The sequence below is a fragment of the Lysinibacillus sp. Bpr_S20 genome (assembly GCF_023337835.1).
Lineage (GTDB): Bacteria > Bacillota > Bacilli > Bacillales_A > Planococcaceae > Lysinibacillus.
In genome coordinates, this window is the sequence record NZ_JALNLQ010000004.1 from 514,721 (window position 1) to 536,979 (window position 22,259).

Sequence of the window (22,259 nt, forward strand, 5' to 3'; positions counted from 1 at the left end):
AATCACCAATATTTTCTTGATCATTTTGTTCTTCGAGTTTTTTAACAATAGTAAAGGAATAGACATTATTCCTTTACATACATAGCGAAATCAGCCAAACCTAGACATCGTTAGAGGTTATATAATGTTCAACTGAAAACTACAATAAATAAAAAGCAATTATCTTCATTCATTACGCCAAGGCGAAATGGATGTAGACATACTTTCTTAAAATGAGGTGTACATGATGTCCAATGATATGCTTCTTAGTGAAAGTCAGCCTAAGGTAAATCGAGGACGGAAAATATGGTTTATTGTAGTATTGCTTTTAATAGTAGCTACTTGTGTACTTGTTTTTTATTTTTTATTTAATAAGGATTTGAATTTTGATGCCTACAAAACAGTTGTCGGTAAAACGACTGAAACTAGTCTTGGTCGTTTAACGTTAAATGAAATAATAATTGATGATAACCAAATATTATTGAATGCTACCTTTAAGCCAGTAAAGGACTTGAATTTCGACTATCAAATTTTTTTCTTCCCACAAGTTTTTGTGAATGGAAAAGAGTTCACGGTTAGAAATGGAGGGCAGTCCATTCAACAATCCGATAAAACCTATACAATTTATAGTAGTGTGAAGTTAAGTGAGCTTCCAGAGGAACAAACGTTAAATTTAGATATTCGTTATAACGATTGGAACGGGGAAAAAAAGATTGATGAGCCGTGGGAATTTCAAGTAGAAGCTTCACAAGAGCAATTACAAGAAGATAGAAAGATTTTCCCTGTTGAGAAAAAAGTGAAGCTGTTGGATGGTCAGGAAATAACAATAGAAAAAGTTGTATCTACACCAATATCAACAACGATTTACTTTTCTTCTGAAAATAGCCTGTTAAATGAAGCATTACATTTTAAAATACAATCAGCAACAGGGGAATCTTGGCCTTTTAATTTAGCGTATCCTTTAAATGAAGAGTATACGAAGTGGGGTGTCCGACTCGATGCATTATATTTAACAGGAAAGAGCTATGAACTAATTCCGATTGCCGCAAATGGCAGTGAGCTTGGCTCTGCCATTAAAATTGGAGATTCGTAAAAAATCCCGTTCGATTTTTTGAAAAACTTTACAATATCTTAAACCAAATGGAAACTTCTCTCCTGTAATATGAAAATATATGATAAGGAAAGTAGTTGGAGATATTGAGAAAGTTTTGGGAGATCTTTTTCATTTCGCTTAAATTAGGTTGTACATCTTTTGGAGGTCCTACTGCACATTTAGGGTATTTTCAAAATGAATATGTTCAAAAGCGTAAATGGTTATCTGATGATGACTACAGTCAGCTTGTTGCACTCAGTCAATTTTTACCTGGGCCAGCATCGAGTCAGGTAGGAATGGGCATCGGTTTATTAAGGGGCGGTATATTCGGGAGCATTGTGGCATTTCTTGGTTTTACAATGCCATCAGTTTTGCTGCTGATGGCATTTGCGTATTATTCTTCATACACAGGGCTAGATATGGGCTGGACGCATGGCTTGAAATTGGTAGCTGTTGCAATTGTAGCGCAAGCTATTTTGGATATGTCAAAAAAATTAATCCCTAGCATTCGCCATTTTATAATCGCTTCCTTGGCTTTTGTCATAGTTCTTTTTTGGGTCCATCCACTTGCTCAAGTAACGACTATTATCGTTGCTTCTCTTATAGGCTATCGATTTTTTAAGAAGATCCATCAAAGAGATGACCCAAAAGAAATGGTTAGGCCTATTTCAAAAACGACAGGGGGCTATTATTTAACGCTGTTTGTTATACTTCTTATCGGTTTACCAATGGCCAGTCCACTTATTCAAAATGAATGGTTTACGATCATTGAAAAGTTTTATCTATCTGGTGCATTAGTGTTTGGCGGAGGCCATGTCGTATTGCCTTTACTAGAGACACAATTTGTCCAAAGTGGATTAATGAGTTCGTCAGATTTTTTAGCAGGGTATGGAATGACGCAGGCAGTCCCAGGTCCGTTATTTACATTTGCTTCCTACATAGGTATGGTCATAGCTGGAGTACCTGGGGCCATGATCGCTACGTTCGCCATTTTTTTACCGGCATTTTTGCTACTAGTAGGGGCAATGCCATTTTGGCTAGCTCTTAATCGTTTTGCTGGATTAAGAGGGGCGATGGCTGGTGCAAATGCAGCAGTTGTTGGATTATTAGCTGCAGCTTTTATACAACCGATTGTCATACAGAGCATTCAAAATGGTCTAGACATAGTAATTGCGGTCTTTTTTTTATGGTACTTGATGCGTTGGAAGATGCCTCCTTATTTACTTGTAATAATAGGTGTTATAGTGGGCATTGTTTTTTATTAAAATCAATCATTGAGTCTCTAATCAAATATCATAACGGGTACTGAGAACTAGTGATTGCAAAGCGTCGTATTCGCTGATGCAAAACTAGTTTCTTTTAATTTTGCATGCAAAAATTATCTGCATAACAGAAAAGCTTACTAGAGCAATATTTAACTAAAACTTACATGACATTAAACATAATGATGCAAAAATTATCTGCGTTTTTTTATCTGCTAACTTGAAAAGCTACACTTGATATAAAACTGATTAATAGCTTATGAAAGCTCTTTTTTAGACAATAATCTTATTATTTTTAATTGATTTTGAAAAGTTGGCATGTAATTTGCACAACTAAAGAATAAAGGGAAAAGGAGGGATGCTTAAACTAGGAATCTTTTTATCTACCGTAGTAAAAATTTGTGTTTATAAAAAGGTGAAGGAAGAGTGGGATTGAACGGGAGAAATAGAAAACGGTAAGGTCGAGGGTTTCGACATAATTTTCTGAATAATCTGTTTACAGAAGAGAGTTAATCGACTAATTTAGTTTCATTGCACTTTGTGTGAAGTAGTGTGAACAACATTATCATAATAAAAGGGGAGAAATCATATGGCTAACATTTTAACCGTTACTGGAGAAATTGAGCAAATGGTATCGCAAGTTATTGAGTGGAGAAGATATTTACATGAAAATCCTGAATTGTCTTATCAGGAATATGCGACATCTGATTTCGTTTATAATCAATTGAACTCTTTTGAGAATTTAGAGGTTTCTAGACCAACGAAAACAAGTGTCTTAGCTATTTTAAAAGGTAATCTACCTGGAAATTGTTTGGCTTTAAGAGCAGATATGGATGCACTACCTATTCAAGAAGAAACGAATTTGCCATTCACTTCTAAAGTGCCGGATGTAATGCATGCTTGTGGACATGATGGACATACAGCAATGCTACTGGGCGCTGCAAAAATTTTGTCTACTTTGAAAAATAGTATAAAAGGAGAGATTCGCTTTATATTTCAGCATGCCGAGGAAGTATTTCCGGGCGGAGCAAAGGAAATGGTGTCGGTAGGTGTGTTAGAAGGTGTCGATCAAATTATAGGATTACATTTATTCTCAATGCTCCCTACAGGAAAAATAGGTATCTGTTCAGGTCCTTTTACCGCAAATTCTGATACGTTTGAGCTTGAGATTATTGGAAAGGGCGGGCATTCTTCTCAGCCACAGGATTCTGTAAATCCTATTTTAATTGGCGCACAAATAACCAATCTATTGCATCAAATTGTTCCTCAAAAGGTAGATGCGAAAGAACGTGCTGTCTTAGCAGTAACAGAGTTTAATGCGGGAAGCGCTAAAAATATCATTCCTGATCGCTTATTGCTAGGTGGTAGTGTACGAACATACTCGCAGGAAGTTAGAGAGTTAATTGCAGAACAAATAGAACTTCAAGTAAAACATTTAACCGCAGTACATAGTGCTGATTATAAATTCAAATATAATTATGGTTATTCTTCTGTCGTAAACGATGAGCAGTTGACTTTATTGGTGGAAGATATTATTGAAAAAAATATGGGGCCAGATTATATTTTACACATTGATCCGTTCATGGGAGGAGAAGATTTTTCGGCATTTTTAACGCAAGTTCCCGGTGTATTTATAGGAGTCGGTGCAGCTGTGGAGGACGAATCATTAATTTATCCGCATCATCATCCTAAATTTGCTATTAATGAAGAATCTTTAGCAGTTGGCTTGAAAGTGCTAATTAATACAGCTCTAACAATAAATGCTTAAGGGAGGATAAAATGTTTCAAGAACCTATAATTGCAGCAATGATTATTCTAGGGTTAGTCGCACTGGGAGAAATCCTTTCAATTATTAGCAAGGCGAGAGTACCGATGCTTTTTGTAGCAATGATGGGATATTTGGTCTTACTATGGTTGGGAATTTTTCCGAAGGATTTAATTGCTAACTCTACATTTTTAACTGTAGGATCTCTATTAGGTACAGCACTAATCTTAGTCCATATGGGAACTTTAATACCACTAAAAATGATTCGCTTGCAATGGAAGGCTGTTGCTATTGCAATAATGGGTATGCTTTTTGCCTCACTCTTTATCTTAACGATTGTTACCTTCTTTTTTGACTATCAAACAGCAGTTGCTGGAACAGGCCCTTTAAATGGCGGAATTATTGCTGTTTTGATTACTTCCGAAGGATTAAAAGAGTTAGGCTTAGTTAGTTTACTTACAATTCCTGCATTAATAATGGCTTTCCAATCATTTATAGGAATCCCACTAGCCAATCTTTTGTTACGGAAACATGCAATGAAAATCCGTAAGCAAATCCATAGTGGTTCATTTGTAGCATCTGATATTGTCTCGTTCCAAAATGATGAAGAAGAGAAATTAATCATTCCTAAAAAATATCAGACATCGTTAGTACTATTGTTCATGTTATTTATCGGAGGGTCGCTTGCAGTTGCCTTATCCAAAGTGACAGGAATCCCTTATAGTTTATGGGGGTTAGCAATTGGTATGATTGGTCGATTAGTGAAATTTTATCCTGAGCGAGTGATGGAAAAATCAAATAGTTTTACAGTTGGTATGGCTGGGATTATTTTTATTGTTTTAGGAATGATGAATGATATTACGTTCAATATGTTTGTCGAAAATTTGCCTGCGGTTATAACAATTCTTAGTATAGGAATACTAGGAATTATTTTAGGTGGTTTTATAGGATCAAAACTATTTAAGTGGGATTTTTATTTAGGAATACCGGTAGCGTTGACGGCAACATTTGGTTTTCCAGGAGATTACATTGTCTGTGAGGAAGTAAGTCGAAGTATTGGTGAAACAGAAGAAGAACAGAAAAAAATCTTCAATGAAATTTTGACGCCAATGCTTGTTGGAGGATTTACAACTGTAACCTTGGGAAGTGTTGTTATTGCAAGTATATTAATTAAAACAATATAAAGAGAGTAGTAGTCGATAATTTTTCAAATGAACTTTACACTGCATAGATTTTAATGAAGGAATGAGACATAAAATCATAACTAGGCTGCCCAATTTTATGATCAAGCATATAATTTGGACAGCCTTTTTGTTACGAATAGAGTTATCGGTCAATTATTAAATGAGATCTTCTTTACGAATAGCTAGCTTCTTCATATGATACTGCAGAGATTGACGGGAAATATTTAATTGCTTTGCTGCAGCTGAAATATTCCCTCCACACTGTTTTAAAACCTCTCGAATATATTGTTCTTCGTTAGTATGCATGAGTGTTTTGAAGGGCCTTTTATTTGAAGTAGTAGGCTTCATCGATAGTTTATTTTTTAGATAACGCGGTAGCATATCTTCTGTAATACTACTTTCTGAATTTGCATGTATTACAAGATTCTCAATTAAGTGTTCTAGCTCACGGACATTCCCTGGCCAATCGTAATCTACAAGTATTTTGTAGAGCTCGGGTTTTATCGTTAAGTCTGATTTCATATATTTAAGAACATTTTTATGTAAAAAGTGTTGGATAAAAAAAAGAACATCCTCTGGTCTTTCCCGTAATGGAGGGATGTAAACACTTGAATGAGCAATACGATAAAATAAGTCAAGACGCATTCGGTCATTCGCTGTTAGTAGTTCGGGATCCTCATTAGATGCACTAATGACTGTACAATTGATTGGAATTAGGGTATTACTACCGACGCGTCTAACGGCTCTTTCTTGTAAGACACGCATTAATTTAGATTGAAGTTCCATTGGGAGTGAATTAATCTCATCTAGGAAAAGTGTTCCATCTTTTGCATATTCAAAAAGACCTTCTTGAGTAGTAGCACCAGTGAAAGCACCTTTTACAGAGCCGAATAATGTACTCTCTAATAGTGTTGGTGGAATAGCTGCGCAGTTAATCGCTACAAAGGGCTTCGCTACTCGAGGACTTAAATTATGCATACTCTGTGCAAATAATTCTTTACCTGTACCTGTTTCGCCAACGATTAGTGTATCGGTATTGTAAATCGAGATATTTTTGGCCTCAATAATGGTTTGCTGGAGTTCCTGACTGTTGCCTTTAATATCTTGGAATGTATAAATAGTGCCATTGTTCCGTTTCACAACTTCTGGCACTTCCATTGTTTGGTGCCTCGAATCTAGAGTTTGGCGCAATTGATTTCGTAAGCTGGTTTCTGTGTGTGTGATCGAAAATACACCGATTGTTTGGTTATCTTTTTGAATAGGGAAGGAACTATAGCCTACAAATTTAGGTTCATTTTCAGAATAAGCATGAGCACGGTACTTAGTATAAATTGGTTTTGCTGTCTTTAAAATATGATTATGTTCTGATAGCCGGCGATCTTGATAATTATAAGCATCCCAAAGTTTCCTTCCAAGCATATCCTCTTTTTTATGCTCCTCCATTTTAGCAAGTGCCTCATTGTAATATATAATGTCACCCTCTTTATTACTTACGATAATACCTTCATCTAAATGTTCAATAATTTCTTCTAATACAAAGACTTTATTTTGTAATGAATGCTGAAAATCTACGAAGTTCTCAACTAATATGAAATAAAATTGTTCTGTTAAATAGAAGGGTTCTATTGTAAATGATAGATGTTGCTCTTGAATTTGTAACCGTTGCGGTTGGTGAAATAACATTAAATCAATGTCCATTATTGTATCTAAGGGCACATCAACTTTTAAATTTAATGAGATACCATCGTTGAAATGCCACCATATAACTTGGAAAGTACTATCTAATGCAATGATATTTGCGCCAAATATTTTTGAAAAACGTTTTAATTCTTCTCTCATACAAAAACCTTCTTTCTCGCGTTATTTTGCATGCAAAAATTATCTGCGTTTCCATACATCCTACCATATATATTTTCTGAATAGAAACAAAATACAGAAAAAAGAAATGATGCAAAATGTATCTGCGCTTATTTAAAGTAGTATGGGAGCGTTTAGATCTAGATGTTTTAAAAATCTACTCTATAAATAGCATTGTTCTCGCTTTTTAAAAGGGTAATTTTAAAGTTGGCACGTTATTTGCTTTATTTAAGTGTGTAAGGAAAAAAGGAGGAGTTTTAAATGACAAAACCAGAAATTTTATATTCAGTAAAGGCTCAGCGTGGAAACACATTACGATGCAAAGGCTGGCGCCAAGAAGTTATTTTAAGAATGTTAGAAAATAATATGGAAAATGCTGAAAAACCTGAAGAATTGGTGATTTACGGGGGTATTGGAAAGGCAGCTCGAAACTGGGAGTCTTATCATGCAATTGTGGATTCCCTGAAAAATTTAGAGGATGACGAAACACTAGTAGTGCAATCAGGTATGCCAGTGGCAGTCTTTAAAACGCATAAATACGCACCTACTGTTGTAATGGCTACTACAAATATTATGAAAGCAGATTGGCCAACATTTTACGATTTACAAGAGAAGAATTTAACTATGTATGCTAATTATACAGCTGCACCTTGGGAATATATTGGCACTCAAGGGGTTATTCAAGGAACATTTGAAACGTTATCCGCAATAGCTAGACTCCATTATAGTGATTCACTTGTAGGGAAAATCTTATTAACAGCTGGTGCAGGGGGGATGGGGGGCAACCAAACACGAGCAATGACAATGCATGGTGGTGTTGCAATTTTGTGTGATTCCAATATTGAAATCATTAATCGTCGTATCGAAAAGGGTTTTATCGATGTAGTTGTTAATTCATTAGAAGAGGCGATTGAACTTGCAAAGAAAAAAGCAGCAGCTGGAGAAGCATTAGGGATTGCTGTAGTAGGAAATGCAGCGGATATTTTTGAGCAAGCATTAAAAATTGATTTCTTACCAGATATAGCAACGTCTATGACCCCTGCACATGATCCAATCGCATACCTCCCGGCAGGTTACACTGTAGAAGAGGCTGAGGCATTGCGAGATCGGGATCGCCTCGAGTATTTAAAAGAAGCAAGAACAACAATGATTCGTGAGTTAAAAGCATTAATTGCTTTCTTAGATCGAGGCGTTCATTCGTTTGAATATGGGACAAGTATTCGTAAAGAATGTATCGATGCAGGATTTGATGAAAAAGAGGCTAAACGATTACCGGGGTTTGTAGCTGAGTATATACGTCCGTTATTCTGTGAAGGGCGAGGACCATTCCGTTGGATTTGTATGTCAGGGGATCCAGAAGATTTACGCAAAATAGATGATATGATTTTAGATAAATTTAATGACGATTTACTTGTCACACGTTGGATTAAGCTAGCGAAGCAGCATATTCCAATTGAAGCTCTACCAGCGCGTATTTGTTATATGGGCTTTGGACAACGTAAAAAATTTGCTTTAGAAGTAAATGATATGATTCGTCGAGGAGAGTTAAGTGGTCCTGTAGCGTTTTCTCGCGATAATTTGGATTCCGGTTCGATTGTGAATCCAACGTTTGAATCAGAAAATATGAAGGATGGAGGCGATTTAATTTCTGATTGGCCGGTGTTAAATGGCTTACTCAATGCAGTAGGCATGTGTGATTTAATTGCACTTCAAGCCAACTATTCAATGGGTGAAGCCGTTCATACAGGTGTAACGATGATTGCGGATGGTACGGATGAATCTGATATGCGTTTGGAAGTAGCGATGACAGTGGATTCAGGAATTGGTGTTGTACGTCATGCTCAGGCGGGTTATGAGACTGCAAAAGATGTAGCGAATGGTAAAGGAAAATTAACTGATGAAAGTATTAAAATCCCATTATGGTGGGAGCCAACTGCAACCTTTGGACCAAAAGATTTAGTCAAAGTACAAGTGTGAAGTGGTGAATCAACAGAGGCCGATGCAATATGTAAAAATGTATCTGGCCTCATTTTATATAAGAAAAGGGTGACAACACATGAAAAAAGCTGAATCAACGCCATTGGATTTTGACAATATGCTAGAAAAAATACCTCCTATTTATTCGAAATCAGCGGTCTATAAATTTTTTGGCTTTAGCTTATTTGGTATATTTATGTTCTTTATCTCCATAACGTTAAATGGAAAAAAGACAATTCCACTTGATCACTTAGTGACGTTTATCCGTACACAGTTTTCATCAGTGATTGTCTACTACATTTTGATTATCGTTATTGCTGGGGCAATTTATCCTATTTATCAAAAAACATGGAATAAATCGGTAGTAGATATGGTGATTTCGGCGTTAAAAATAATTGGTGCTATTGCTTCTGTCCTTGTTGTTTTTAATATTGGGCCTAGCTGGTTATTGGCTGAAGATATGGGACCCTATTGGTATAATTCACTTCTTACTCCAATTGGCGTTTTAGTCCCTATTGGCGCCATATTTTTAGCAATGCTTGTCGGTTATGGCTTACTAGAATTTGTAGGGATTTTAGTGCAGCCTATTATGCGCCCAATTTGGAAAACACCAGGTAGATCTGCCATTGATGCTGTGGCATCCTTTGTCGGTAGTTATTCAATTGGGTTATTAATTACAAACCGGATCTATAAGGAAGGGAAGTATACCACAAAAGAAGCGGTTATTATTGCTACAGGGTTTTCCACCGTTTCTGTGACTTTTATGATTGTTGTAGCAAAAACTTTAAACCTAATGGATATTTGGAATCTTTATTTTTGGATTACTTTCATAGTGACTTTTTTAGTTACAGCGATTAGTGTCCGTATTTGGCCAATTCGTCATATTAGTAATGAATACTACAACAAAGTGGATGGTGATAAGGAGAAAATCGTAAAAGAAAAACGTATACAGCACGCATGGGGAGAAGCGATGCAGACTGCTGAAAAAGCTCCGAACCTCTGGCAAAGCATTAAGGATAATGTGAAAGATGGCTTAGTGATGGCAATGGGTATTTTGCCGACGATTATGTCGGTAGGTCTTATTGGTTTATGGCTTGTCAATCATACACCCATTTTTGATTATGCAGCTTATTTGTTTGTGCCTTTAACATATTTACTGCAAATTGCTGAGCCATTAATCGTTGCAAAGGCAGCAGTTGTTAATTTAATGGATATGTTTTTACCATCACTCGTAGTCGTTGAGAGCGCTATCGAAACACGTTTTATTGTAGGTACTTTATCTATTTCTGCTATTCTCTTTTTCTCTGCGCTTATTCCATGCATTTTGTCAACGGAAATTCCGATTTCGTTAGGTAAAATGATAGGAATATGGTTTGTACGTAGCGTTTTAACCTTAATTATCGTTACACCAATCGCCTATTTATTACTGTAAAGGAGTGATCGAGTGCTAAAAAGACCGGACTATATTATTAAAAATGCAGCGCAAATATTACCTTGTACGGGAGATAAGATGCAAGATTTCCAAATATTGACTAATACGGCAATTGTTATTGAGGATGAACGAATTATTGATATTTGTTCTTATAAAGAATTAAAGCAACGTTATGAAATAGATGATAGAAATAGTATTGATGCAGCAGGTAAGGTTGTTGCCCCAGGCTATGTTGATGCGCATACACATTTAGTTTTTTATGGCAGTAGGGTTGAAGAATATGCTGCTAAATTGTCTGGAAACATTGAGGATAATCTGAAAAAGCTATCAATGACAATAGGGCCTAATCGTACAATTGAGCTTACAAGAGATACTGCTGAAGATGTGCTTTTTGAGCAATCCAAAAAACGTTTGATGACAATGCTTAAACATGGCACAACTACAGTTGAAAGTAAAAGTGGTTATGGGTTAACACCTGAAAGTGAATTGAAAATTTTACGCATAGGTCGTCAATTACACAAAAATACACCACTTGATGTTGTGAATACATTTTTAGGGGCACATGGTATTCCGGATCACTTAGCGAAGGAACAATATGTCAACGAAATTATTGACGTTATGATTCCACAGGTAGCACAAAATAACTTAGCTGAATTCTGTGATGTTTGGTGTGATGAAGGCTATTTCACTGAGCAAGAATCCGAGCGTATCTTACAAGCGGGAGTAGCGTACGGATTACTACCTAAAATTCATGCGGATGCCTATTCTTATATTGGTGGTTCAGATTTAGCAGCCCGAATGAAGATGGTTTCGATTGATCATTTGAACTATACACCAGAATCAGTAATGTCACAATTAGCGGAAGCGGGGGTTATTGGTGTATTGATGCCGGCTTTAGATTTTGCTGTTGCACATAAGCGGCCTTTTGCTGCTCGCAAAATGCTAGATAGCGGTATGCAAATAGCTTTAGCGACTGATATGTGCCCGGCATGTTATACAAGTTCTATGTCCTTTGTCATTAATTTAGCTTGTCGACTTTATCAATTTACGGTAGAGGAAGCGATTAAAGCTGCAACAAAAGTAGCGGCTAGGGCATTGAATTTAACAGATCGCGGAACATTAGAAATTGGCAAAGTTGCAGATATTCAAATATGGGATGTACCAAACTATAAGCATGTTGCCTATGAGCTTGGGACGAATATTGTGGATACGGTCATAAAACGTGGTCGAGTAGTAATAAGTGAAGGAACATGGGTAAGAGAAAACATAGTAATTTAGAAGGGAGAGATACAAATGAATGTTGAATTAACGTCAAAGGCCGCCACTCACATAAATGAGGAAAGATTAGTGAAATTATTTTTAGAAATGGCAAAAATTAATGGTCCTAGTAAGAAGGAAAAACTTGTAGCATCTTTTCTGAAGGAAGAGTTACCAAAGCTAGGTTTCAGTTTACAATTTGACGAGGCGCATAAAAGTTTTAATGGAGAAATAGGAAATTTGATTGCTTGGCATAAAGGAATAGATGATACGATTCCGCCTCTATTCTTTTCTACACATATGGATACAGTATTACCAACAGAGCATCTACAGCCAATTATTAAAGATGGTGTTATTTACTCAGATGGCACAACCATTTTAGGGGCTGATGATCGCGCAGCACTTGCAGCTTATATCGAAGCGATGCGTGCCATTATAGAAAGTGGCATACCACATGGCCCAATAGAACTCATATTAACGGTAAATGAGCAAGCAGGCTTAGTCGGTGCAAAACATATGGATTATAAAAAAATAAAAAGTCGAAACGGCTATATTTTTGATAGTAGTGGTGATGTAGGGCAAATCATTTTACAAGGTCCTTATAGTAGTAGAATTTGGTTTACTGTCAATGGGAATGCGGCACATATTGCGCTAAATGCAGATGCTGGAAAAAGTGCTTTTCTGATTGCTTCACAAGGATTGTTAAATATGAAGTTAGGAGAGATTGATAGTGAAACACTTGCGAATATAGGCGTTGTCTACGGTGGAGAGCTAACATCGATTATTCCAGGTTCTGTAACACTTGGCGGAGAAGTAAGAAGTTTCTCTAAAGAGAAATTAGATGCTCAGCTAAAACATATGAAAGAGGTCATGGAAGCGGTAGCGGAGAAAAATCAAGGAACTGTGGAAGTGAAAATTGACAAGAAATATCTAGGATTTAATATTTCAGAGGAGAATGTTCTTGTCAAAACCGTAAAGGAAGCAGCGGAAAACATTCGAGTGACGTCCTATTTAACGAAAACGCTAGGTGGAGCGGATACAAATGTATTAAATGAAAATGGACTGATGTGCATTACGCTTGGGAATGGTTTTCAGAATATTCACTCTTTTAGAGAGAGTATTAGTATCGACAACTTAGTTAACACGGGTAGGTTAACTGCTGCGCTAATAGAACAATGGTATGAACGGCATAGATGCTAATCATATAAAGTAGAGAACTTCGAAAAATATGTAGAATCTAACAGATAAAGGCTTCGAGTATAACACTAAGAAATGCCTATTAAATATAAAATGGGGGTTATATATTGTTAGATAATCCGGTATTTATCTCTGTGCTTGTTTTGTCTGTTTTAAGTTTATGTAGAATTCATGTCCTTTTCGCTTTAATAATTGCTGCAATGATAGCAGGGCTTGTAGCGGGTTTAACGCCCGCTGAAACGGTATCCATCTTTATTGGTGGCATGGGCGGGCAGTCAGAAACCGCTTTAAGTTATATATTGTTAGGGATATTTGCAGCTTTGATTGCACAGTCAGGTTTAGCTAATATTCTCATAAAAAAACTCCTATCATTTAAAAAGCCAAATAAATATATTTTAATTTTCGCCTTGGCAATAATCGCGTGTTTATCTGGCACACTTATTCCAGTGCATATTGCGTTCATTCCAATATTAGTACCGCCACTATTATTTTTCTTTAATAAATTGAAAATAGATCGTCGTGCCTTGGCATCTGCATTAACATTTGGCTTGAAAATGCCCTACTTATGGATTCCAATTGGGTACGGATTAATATTCCAAGGAATTATTGCGCAAGAGATGACAGCAAATGGTATGGCAATAGTACAGAGTCAAATACCAAAAGCTATGGCAATTCCAGCTATTGGTATGTTTGTAGGATTAGCCATTGCTGTATTCATTTCTTACAAAAAGCCAAGAGAGTATCAACAACTTGAAGAGGATATCTATAATTATGAGAAAACAATGACAAAGAATACAGAGATAAAATTGAATCGTAAAGGTGGGATAGCTCTTCTAGCAATATTTGCAGCACTAGTTATCCAATTATCTTTAAGTTCACTTGTCTTAGGCGCATTATCAGGAATTATTATTATGTTTGTTGGTCGAGTTGTCTTCCTTAAAGACAGTGAAGAAGTTGTAGAGAATGGTGTAAAGCTAATGGGGACTATCGCATTTATTATGTTAATCGCCTCGGGCTATGCAACAATTTTAAAAGAAACAAATGCGATTGCGGAGCTTGTAGAAGCTATGACGGGGATGACAGGACAAAGTAAGCTAATTACCGCTACTTTATTGTTGTTCATTGGCTTACTTGTCACAATGGGGATTGGTACATCATTTGGGACAATACCGATTCTAGCTGTTGTGTTTGTACCGTTATGTACAGCGGTTGGATTTAGTCCGCTCGCTACAGCAGCGCTTATTGGAACTGCTGGTGCTCTTGGCGATGCAGGTTCGCCTGCTTCAGATAGTACACTAGGCCCTACATCAGGTTTGAATGCTGATGGACAACACAGCCACATTTGGGATACGTGTGTACCAACATTTATTCATTATAATATTCCTTTATTTATATTTGGCATTATAGCAGCAATGGTTTTATAGAAACCAATCATTAGTAGGAAGCAAAGGGTGAGATTTGATATTTTATGTATTGAGTAAGATAAGAACAGGGTATCGTAAATAAGAAAAAGTATGCTTGAAGGTGCCTTCTAGCATACTTTTTTGCTGCCACTTTGTTTTCGCGTAAAAAACATCTGTTGGCTCCATGAACACCACCAGAAAGCTTTGCTCGAAGCATCTGTTGGAACAGAAATCAACCACATGCTAAAGTGATGAGCCATAATATAGGAAAATCGTTTTTTGTTTTCGTGTGAAAAATTTTTGGAGTGTTGGTGGTTAAAGGTTGATAACGGATTCGCTAACTATTGTTCATATAATAATTCAATAGATTGTTGGGCGTCATTGTCATTGCTTTAAAAACATGCCTATCATGATTCCATGTATTTTATTTTTCATTAACACACCACGAAAGAATGAATTTTCTGAAAGATTAACAGAACTGAATCGTTTTTATTTAGTTTTTTATTAGTTGGATTCATAGCGTTCCCTGCCTCGATTGTTTATAATGAGGAAATGGAAAAAGACTTATGAGAAAGAAGGGATAGTTATGGCACGAGGTGTTTACATTCATATTCCTTTTTGTCATCAAATTTGTAACTATTGTGATTTCAATAAATTTTATTTTAAAAATCAACCAGTAGATGAGTATATAGAAATGCTTGGCAAGGAGATGGAGCTTGCGACAAAAAAATATCCCGAGAGTTTTAAGCAAATCGAAACGATATTTCTTGGTGGCGGTACACCAACAGCATTATCACCTACACAAATAGAGAGACTTCTTGAGCTTATTCGTACGTATATTCCGATGGACTATGTGACAGAATTTACATCAGAGGCCAATCCGGACGAGCTATCAGAGGCAAAAATGCAAGCATTATTTGCTGGCGGTGTCAATCGCTTAAGTATGGGTGTGCAATCCTTTGATCAGGAGTTGTTAAAGAAAATTGGTCGTACACATAGCAATAATCACGTTTATGAAACAATCGCCTTGGCTAAAAAGGTAGGTTTCAGAAATATTAGTCTGGATTTAATGTACGGTTTGCCGGGTCAGACGATGGCCCAATGGACGGATACTTTAGAAAAAGCGTTCGCTCTTGATCTACCACATTACTCGGCATATTCACTTATCGTGGAGCCAAAAACGATTTTTTATAATCAATACACAAAAGGTAAGCTCCGTTTACCTACTGAAGACCTTGAAGCGGATATGTATGATGTGCTGATGAACCAGATGGAGGCGCATGGACTTCAACAATACGAAATTAGCAACTTTGCTCGATCTGGTTTCAGTTCAAAACATAATAAAATATACTGGGAAAACGATGAATATGCTGGCTTTGGTGCGGGTGCTCATGGGTATATAGCTGGTGTGCGTTATTCAAATCATGGACCATTGAAAAAGTATATGGATGCAGTAAATGCAGGGGAACTACCAATTGTAAATGAACATGTTGTGACAGTGAATGAAAAACGGGAAGAGCAAATGTTTTTAGGTTTGCGTAAAACAGAAGGAATTACACACACTATATATGAAGAAAAATTTAAAGAATCGATGCATAGTGATTACGCACAGGTAATTGAAAGGTTAGTCTCAGAAGGTCTTTTGGAACATGATACTTTAGGAATTCGACTTACGCGACAAGGTCGTTTTGTCGGTAATGAAGTATTTCAACAATTTTTACTAGAAGATTGAGCGATATCGTTGACATAAAATGTAGGATTTGATAACTTAATAATAGTATTAGCACTCCTCTTAGTTGAGTGCTAACAGAGGTGATAATCATGCTAACAAATCGGCAATTACAAATATTGCAAGCTATTGTAGATGACTTTATTATGTTTGCACAGCCGGTAGGTTCTCGCCAAATCTCCAAAAAGCAAGAGATTACATTTAGTCCAGCCACAATTCGAAATGAAATGGCGGATTTAGAGGAATTAGGTTTCTTAGAAAAAACACACACTTCCTCTGGTCGAGTGCCTTCGGAAAAGGGGTATAGATTTTATGTAGATCATTTGTTGAGCCCGCAAGGCATTAATTCGAGGGATATTCAGCAAATCCAATCAATTTTTAACGATCGCTTAGTTGAAGTAGAGCATATTATTCGAAAGTCAGCCAATATTTTATCAGAGCTGACATCGTATACATCGATTCTTTTAGGACCAGATGTTCAAACACATCGAGTAAAACGATTTTCCATTGTGCCTCTTTCTAGCGATTCTGCAGTAGCGATTATCGTAACGAATAACGGGCATGTTGAGAATCGCATGTTTAGTTTACCTCCTAATTTTGCGGCTTCTGATTTAGAGAAAATGGTTAATGTTTTAAATGAACGCCTAGTTGGTGTGTCATTAGAAGATATTCATAAAAAGCTCGAAGCTGAAGTGCTATCAGTATTACAACAGCATGTTCGATCAGCGGATGATTTTATTCACGCTCTCGTGACAGCGACGATGCATAATTCAGAAAGTAAAATTTTCTATGGTGGTAAAACAAATATGTTCAACCAACCGGAGTTCCATGATTTAAATAAAGTCCGTATGATTTTGGACTTAATGGAAACGACTAGCCAAGTGCAGTCGCTCTTCCATCCTAATGAATCGGGCATTCAAATTCGTATTGGCTCAGAAAATAAACAATTAGAAATGGAAAACTGTAGTGTCATTACGACCACTTATTCTATCGGTGAAGATCAGCAAGGGGCTATAGCAATCATTGGCCCAACACGTATGGATTATAAGCGTGTTGTTGCTTTACTAGACGTAATGCGCATGGATTTAACACAAGCCTTTACGAAGAATCGTAGTGATTGATAATGAGGAGGATTCAAGTGACGGAAACAACTGAAAACAAAGACCTTGTACAAGACGATGTACAAGCTGAAAATGTAGTAGAAGAAACAGAAGTAGTAGAAGAACAAAAAGCTGAATTAACAATCGAAGAACAGTACGAAGCAAAACTAGCTGCGTTACAAGCAAAGCTAGACGACGAAGAAAATCGTCATCTACGCTTGCGCGCTGACTTCGATAATATGCGTCGTCGCAATCAACTTGATCGTGAGGCTGCTGAGAAGTATCGCGCTCAGAGTTTGCTATCAGATTTACTACCAGTAATCGATAATTTCGAGCGTGCCTTACAAGTTGAAGTGACTTCTGAAGAAACCGCTTCTATCGTAAAAGGTATTGAAATGGTGTATCGTTCTCTGATAGAAGCTACGGAGAAGGAAGGCTTAGAGGTCATTAAAGCTGAAGGTGAGCAATTTGATCCGAATGTTCACCAAGCTGTCATGCAGGAGCAAGATAGTGAAAAAGAAACGGGTGTTGTCCTACGCGAGCTTCAAAAAGGCTATATGTTAAAGGACCGCGTATTGCGCCCAACAATGGTATCTGTGAACGAATAGACTTTGTCTATTTAGTTAATTACATTAGTTAGAAAACGCATTATTGCGTTTAAATAATAGGAGGAAATATTTATGAGCAAAATTATTGGTATTGACTTAGGAACAACAAACTCTTGTGTCTCTGTACTTGAAGGTGGAGAACCAAAAGTAATTCCAAATCCAGAAGGAAACCGTACAACACCATCTGTTGTTGCGTTTAAAAATGGCGAACGTCAAGTTGGTGAAGTAGCAAAACGACAATCAGTAACAAACCCTAACACAATTATTTCTATCAAATCTAAAATGGGTACATCTGAAAAAGTAAAAGTGGAAGATAAAGAATATACGCCACAAGAAGTATCTGCAATGATTCTTCAATACTTAAAAGGCTATGCTGAAGACTACTTAGGTGAAAAAGTAACAAAAGCAGTTATTACTGTACCTGCTTACTTCAACGACGCTCAACGTCAAGCTACTAAAGATGCTGGTAAAATCGCAGGTTTAGAAGTAGAGCGTATTATTAACGAACCAACAGCTGCTGCACTTGCTTATGGTTTAGACAAACAAGATACAGATCAAAAAGTATTAGTATTCGACCTTGGTGGCGGTACATTTGACGTTTCTATTCTTGAATTAGGTGACGGTGTATTTGAAGTATTAGCGACAGCTGGTGATAACAAACTAGGTGGGGACAATTTCGACGACGCAATCATCGAATATCTTGTAGCAGAATTCAAAAAAGAAAACGGCATTGACCTTTCTAAAGATAAAATGGCTATGCAACGTCTAAAAGATGCAGCTGAAAAAGCGAAAAAAGATTTATCAGGTGTAACATCTACTCAAATTTCTTTACCATTCATCACTGCTGGTGAAGCGGGTCCATTACACTTAGAAATTTCTTTAACTCGTGCAAAATTTGACGAAATTACATTACCATTAGTAAACCGTACAGTAGGTCCGGTACGTCAAGCATTATCTGATGCAGGTCTTTCAACATCTGAAATTGACCAAGTAATCTTAGTTGGTGGTTCAACTCGTATTCCAGCTGTACAAGAAGCTGTACGTAAAGAAACGAATAAAGAGCCACACCGCGGTGTAAACCCTGACGAAGTTGTAGCAATGGGTGCTGCTGTTCAAGGTGGCGTATTAACTGGTGATGTTAAAGACGTAGTTTTACTTGACGTAACTCCACTTTCTTTAGGTATCGAAACTATGGGTGGCGTATTCACAAAATTAATCGACCGTAACACTACAATTCCAACATCTAAATCACAAGTCTTCTCAACTGCAGCTGACAACCAACCAGCAGTAGATATTCACGTTCTACAAGGTGAACGCTCAATGGCAGCAGACAACAAAACATTAGGTCGCTTCCAATTATCAGATATTCCACCGGCACCACGTGGTGTACCACAAATCGAAGTAACATTCGATATTGATAAAAATGGTATCGTATCTGTTAAAGCAAAAGACCTTGGTACAAACAAAGAACAAACAATTGTGATCCAATCTGATTCTGGTTTATCTGAGGAAGAAATCGAACGTATGGTAAAAGATGCTGAGGCAAATGCTGAGGCGGATTCTAAACGTAAAGAAGAAGCAGATCTTCGCAACGAAGCAGACCAATTAGTGTTCCAAGTTGACAAAACAATTGCTGATTTAGGCGAACAAATTACAGAAGACGAGAAAAAATCTGTAGAAGATGCTCGTGATGAGCTGAAAAAAGCGCTTGAAGCAGGCGAATTAGAAGGCATTAAATCTGCTAAAGAAAAACTAGAAGGTGTATTACAACCGCTAGTAATGAAAGTATATGAACAAGCTGCAGCAGCTGCCCAAGCAGCACAAGGTGGCGAAGCAGGTGCAGATGCTGGCGCTGATAAAAAAGATGATATCGTAGATGCTGACTTTGAGGAAGTAAAAGACGATAAATAATAATCATTAACACAGTGAAGTGAAGAAGCCAAAGACCGCTTGCGGCTTTGGCTTTTCTCTTTATTTTTTGCTATATTCTACACATTTGGATGTTGGTCACGAAGGCATTGTCACAGGACGTGACGCACTTAGCCTTTGTTCCGTTATCGGAGGAAGCGGCTCGACGCTCGCTCGCAGGAAGCCTTGCTCTGCGCGAAAACGAGTAGCCCGTAGTGGAATCAGAGCCTTCTAGAGTGGATAAAAATGATTAATCAACACCTTTGGTACAACAATTGTAATGTATATTTAATAATAAAATAGAGGCAGTTTTTTTAACTGCATGATACAATAGATTTTATGCAAAAAGAGCGGAGTGTGAATCATGGAGAAACGCGATTACTACGAGGTGCTTGGTTTAACAAAATCGGCTTCAAAAGATGAAATTAAAAAAGCATACCGTAAATTATCAAAACAATACCATCCTGACCTTAATAAAGAGCCAGGTGCAGATGAAAAATTCAAAGAAATCGCTGAAGCTTATGAAGTATTAAGTGATGATCAGAAAAAAGCACGCTATGATCAATTTGGTCATGAGGATCCAAATGCAGGATTTGGCGGCGGCTTTGGAGGCGGCGGCTTTGGCGGCTTCGAGGATATTTTCAGCTCTTTCTTTGGAGGTGGCGGTCGCCGTCAGGACCCGAATGCACCACGCAAAGGTGATGACCTTCAATATCGTATGAATATTAAGTTTGAGGAAGCGATCTTCGGGAAAGAAACAGAAATCGAAATTCCTAAAGATGAAGTATGTGATACTTGCCACGGTTCAGGTGCAAAGCCAGGTACTAATCCTGAAACATGTTCAACATGTCAAGGTGCCGGTCAAGTAAATCAAGCAGTAGATACACCTTTCGGCCGTATGATGAATCGTCGTACGTGTTCTACATGTCACGGTGCAGGTAAAATCATTAAAGAAAAATGTTCAACTTGTCGTGGCGAAGGAAAAGTTCAACAACGTAAGAAGATCAAAGTAAACATTCCTGCAGGTGTGGATGATGGTCAGCAAATTCGTGTGTCTGGTCAAGGTGAGCCGGGTATAAATGGAGGACCAGCGGGGGATTTATATATTATGTTCCGCGTTCAAGGACATAAAGAGTTTGAACGTGATGGCGATGATATTTATTTCGAACTAAAACTGACATTCCCACAAGCAGCTCTTGGTGATGAAATTGAAGTTCCAACTGTTCATGGTAAAGTTAAACTACGTATTCCAGCGGGAACACAGTCAGGTGCGCAATTCCGTCTAAAAGACAAAGGTGTCAAAAATGTCCATGGCTATGGTACAGGGAATCAATATGTAACAGTAAAAGTGATGACACCAGAGAAATTAACAGAAAGACAAAAGCAATTACTACGTGAATTTGCGGAGATCAGTGGTGATATTCCTGAAGAGCAAGGAAGCTCACTATTCGATAAAATTAAGAAAAAATTCCAAGGTGAATAATTAGAGGAGCTGAAGAGCTACGTGAAGTGGTCAGAATTATCCATTCATACAAAAAATGAAGCGGTAGAAGCAATTTCGAATATTTTGCATGAAGCAGGGGCAAGTGGTGTGGTTATTGAGGATTCTGCAGAATTTGCGAAACCACGAGAAGATCAGTATGGTGAAATTTATGCGCTAAATGAAGCGGATTTTCCGAAAGATGGTGTTATTGTTAAGGCTTACTTATCGGAGTCTAGTTTTTTAAATGAAACAGTCGAAGAAATTAAGGCGGCTATAACAAATCTAACGAACTTCAACATCGATATTGGTGAAAATATTGTATCGATTGTGGAAGTGAACGAGGAAGACTGGGCAACAGCATGGAAGCAATACTATCATCCTGTAAAAATTTCTGAACGCTTTACAATTGTACCAACATGGGAAGAATATGTACCAGTGTCAACAGATGAGCTAATTATTGAATTAGATCCTGGTATGGCTTTTGGTACAGGAACACACCCTACAACTGTTATGTGTTTACAGGGGCTTGAGAAGGTTGTAAAAGAAGGCGATCAGGTTATCGATATTGGAACGGGTTCAGGCGTTCTTTCAATCGGTTCTGCCTTACTAGGAGCTAAAAGCGTTCATGCCCTTGATTTAGACGAAGTAGCTGTACGTTCTGCACAAGAAAATGTTGTGTTAAACAAAGTAGATGATACAGTATCTGTATTCCATGGGAACCTATTGGATACAGTAAAGGAACCAGCTGATGTCGTTGTTGCGAATATTTTAGCAGAAATTATTATGTCCTTTACGGACGATGCATTTTCAATTGTCAAACCGGGTGGATTATATGTCACTTCAGGCATCATTGCCGCTAAACGTGATGATGTAAAAGCAGCACTTGAAGCTTCAGGCTTTGTCATCGAAGAAGTATTACTAATGGAAGACTGGGTAGCGATCATTGCCCGTCGACCACAATAAGTGGACTGAGGGAGCGCCAAATCGTGAGCCGAGTGCTTGCGATTTGGCGTTTTCTCTTCTTG

Annotated in this window: 16 protein-coding genes; 15 read left to right on the forward strand and 1 reads right to left on the reverse strand. The window is 37.4% G+C overall.

What is annotated here, in order from left to right; all coding sequences use genetic code 11:
* Positions 1 to 223 precede the first annotated feature (223 nt).
* From MWJ95_RS13465 to MWJ95_RS13480, 4 genes are all read left to right on the forward strand, one after another.
* Complete coding sequence (locus tag MWJ95_RS13465) at positions 224 to 1,072, forward strand: DUF4179 domain-containing protein (protein WP_249106008.1); 849 nt, start codon at positions 224 to 226, stop codon at positions 1,070 to 1,072.
* Positions 1,073 to 1,176: 104 nt separating this feature from the next.
* The gene (gene chrA / locus MWJ95_RS13470) at positions 1,177 to 2,337 is read left to right on the forward strand and encodes a chromate efflux transporter (RefSeq protein ID WP_249106010.1); all 1,161 of its coding nucleotides are present in this window, start codon (positions 1,177 to 1,179) and stop codon (positions 2,335 to 2,337) included.
* A gap of 586 nt (positions 2,338 to 2,923) precedes the next feature.
* Complete coding sequence (locus tag MWJ95_RS13475) at positions 2,924 to 4,102, forward strand: amidohydrolase (protein WP_249072595.1); 1,179 nt, start codon at positions 2,924 to 2,926, stop codon at positions 4,100 to 4,102.
* Positions 4,103 to 4,113: 11 nt separating this feature from the next.
* A complete protein-coding gene (locus MWJ95_RS13480) occupies positions 4,114 to 5,283 on the forward strand; it encodes a hypothetical protein (RefSeq protein WP_249072594.1) in 1,170 nt (389 codons plus the stop codon).
* A gap of 156 nt (positions 5,284 to 5,439) precedes the next feature.
* On the opposite strand, the gene MWJ95_RS13485 is transcribed toward MWJ95_RS13480, so the two are convergent.
* Positions 5,440 to 7,122: a sigma-54 interaction domain-containing protein gene (locus MWJ95_RS13485; RefSeq protein WP_249106014.1), complete on the reverse strand. Its 1,683-nt coding sequence runs from the start codon at positions 7,120 to 7,122 to the stop codon at positions 5,440 to 5,442.
* A 279-nt stretch (positions 7,123 to 7,401) separates the two neighbouring features.
* On the opposite strand from MWJ95_RS13485, the gene hutU reads away from it, so the two are divergent.
* The 11 genes from hutU to prmA all read left to right on the forward strand — a co-directional run bounded on the left by hutU (position 7,402) and on the right by prmA (position 22,197).
* Positions 7,402 to 9,117 carry a urocanate hydratase gene (gene hutU / locus MWJ95_RS13490; protein WP_249106017.1) on the forward strand — a complete coding sequence of 572 codons (1,716 nt, stop codon included), beginning with the start codon at positions 7,402 to 7,404 and terminating at the stop codon, positions 9,115 to 9,117.
* A 79-nt stretch (positions 9,118 to 9,196) separates the two neighbouring features.
* On the forward strand, positions 9,197 to 10,549 hold the full coding sequence (locus MWJ95_RS13495; protein ID WP_481817352.1) for a YjiH family protein: 1,353 nt from the start codon (positions 9,197 to 9,199) through the stop codon (positions 10,547 to 10,549).
* Between the two features lie 12 nt (positions 10,550 to 10,561).
* Entirely contained in the window at positions 10,562 to 11,827 is a 1,266-nt protein-coding gene (gene hutI / locus MWJ95_RS13500) for an imidazolonepropionase (RefSeq protein WP_249106021.1), read from the forward strand.
* Positions 11,828 to 11,842: 15 nt separating this feature from the next.
* Positions 11,843 to 13,006: a M20/M25/M40 family metallo-hydrolase gene (locus tag MWJ95_RS13505; RefSeq protein WP_249072590.1), complete on the forward strand. Its 1,164-nt coding sequence runs from the start codon at positions 11,843 to 11,845 to the stop codon at positions 13,004 to 13,006.
* 101 nt (positions 13,007 to 13,107) lie between these two features.
* Positions 13,108 to 14,427 (forward strand): Na+/H+ antiporter family protein, encoded by a 1,320-nt coding sequence (locus MWJ95_RS13510; RefSeq protein ID WP_249106071.1) that lies wholly within the window; start codon positions 13,108 to 13,110, stop codon positions 14,425 to 14,427.
* A 565-nt stretch (positions 14,428 to 14,992) separates the two neighbouring features.
* Positions 14,993 to 16,138, forward strand: coding sequence for a radical SAM family heme chaperone HemW (gene hemW / locus MWJ95_RS13515; RefSeq protein WP_249106024.1), 1,146 nt, complete (start codon positions 14,993 to 14,995; stop codon positions 16,136 to 16,138).
* 89 nt (positions 16,139 to 16,227) lie between these two features.
* On the forward strand, positions 16,228 to 17,256 hold the full coding sequence (gene hrcA / locus MWJ95_RS13520) for a heat-inducible transcriptional repressor HrcA (RefSeq protein WP_249072588.1): 1,029 nt from the start codon (positions 16,228 to 16,230) through the stop codon (positions 17,254 to 17,256).
* Between the two features lie 17 nt (positions 17,257 to 17,273).
* Positions 17,274 to 17,843 (forward strand): nucleotide exchange factor GrpE, encoded by a 570-nt coding sequence (gene grpE / locus MWJ95_RS13525; RefSeq protein WP_249072587.1) that lies wholly within the window; start codon positions 17,274 to 17,276, stop codon positions 17,841 to 17,843.
* A 72-nt stretch (positions 17,844 to 17,915) separates the two neighbouring features.
* On the forward strand, positions 17,916 to 19,754 hold the full coding sequence (dnaK, locus tag MWJ95_RS13530; RefSeq protein ID WP_249072586.1) for a molecular chaperone DnaK: 1,839 nt from the start codon (positions 17,916 to 17,918) through the stop codon (positions 19,752 to 19,754).
* A 361-nt stretch (positions 19,755 to 20,115) separates the two neighbouring features.
* Complete coding sequence (gene dnaJ, locus MWJ95_RS13535; RefSeq protein ID WP_249072585.1) at positions 20,116 to 21,234, forward strand: molecular chaperone DnaJ; 1,119 nt, start codon at positions 20,116 to 20,118, stop codon at positions 21,232 to 21,234.
* Between the two features lie 21 nt (positions 21,235 to 21,255).
* On the forward strand, positions 21,256 to 22,197 hold the full coding sequence (gene prmA / locus MWJ95_RS13540) for a 50S ribosomal protein L11 methyltransferase (RefSeq protein ID WP_249072584.1): 942 nt from the start codon (positions 21,256 to 21,258) through the stop codon (positions 22,195 to 22,197).
* Positions 22,198 to 22,259 lie beyond the last annotated feature (62 nt).

Excerpts from the sequence above, each read along its gene's own strand:
- MWJ95_RS13465 (WP_249106008.1), top strand. The coding sequence starts at position 224 with ATGATGTCCAATGATATGCTTCTTAGTGAAAGTCAGCCTAAGGTAAAT.
- MWJ95_RS13475 (WP_249072595.1), top strand. The coding sequence starts at position 2,924 with ATGGCTAACATTTTAACCGTTACTGGAGAAATTGAGCAAATGGTATCG.
- MWJ95_RS13480 (WP_249072594.1), top strand. The coding sequence starts at position 4,114 with ATGTTTCAAGAACCTATAATTGCAGCAATGATTATTCTAGGGTTAGTC.
- MWJ95_RS13485 (WP_249106014.1), bottom strand. The coding sequence starts at position 7,122 with ATGAGAGAAGAATTAAAACGTTTTTCAAAAATATTTGGCGCAAATATC.
- hutU (WP_249106017.1), top strand. The coding sequence starts at position 7,402 with ATGACAAAACCAGAAATTTTATATTCAGTAAAGGCTCAGCGTGGAAAC.
- MWJ95_RS13495 (WP_481817352.1), top strand. The coding sequence starts at position 9,197 with ATGAAAAAAGCTGAATCAACGCCATTGGATTTTGACAATATGCTAGAA.
- MWJ95_RS13505 (WP_249072590.1), top strand. The coding sequence starts at position 11,843 with ATGAATGTTGAATTAACGTCAAAGGCCGCCACTCACATAAATGAGGAA.
- hemW (WP_249106024.1), top strand. The coding sequence starts at position 14,993 with ATGGCACGAGGTGTTTACATTCATATTCCTTTTTGTCATCAAATTTGT.
- hrcA (WP_249072588.1), top strand. The coding sequence starts at position 16,228 with ATGCTAACAAATCGGCAATTACAAATATTGCAAGCTATTGTAGATGAC.
- dnaK (WP_249072586.1), top strand. The coding sequence starts at position 17,916 with ATGAGCAAAATTATTGGTATTGACTTAGGAACAACAAACTCTTGTGTC.
- dnaJ (WP_249072585.1), top strand. The coding sequence starts at position 20,116 with ATGGAGAAACGCGATTACTACGAGGTGCTTGGTTTAACAAAATCGGCT.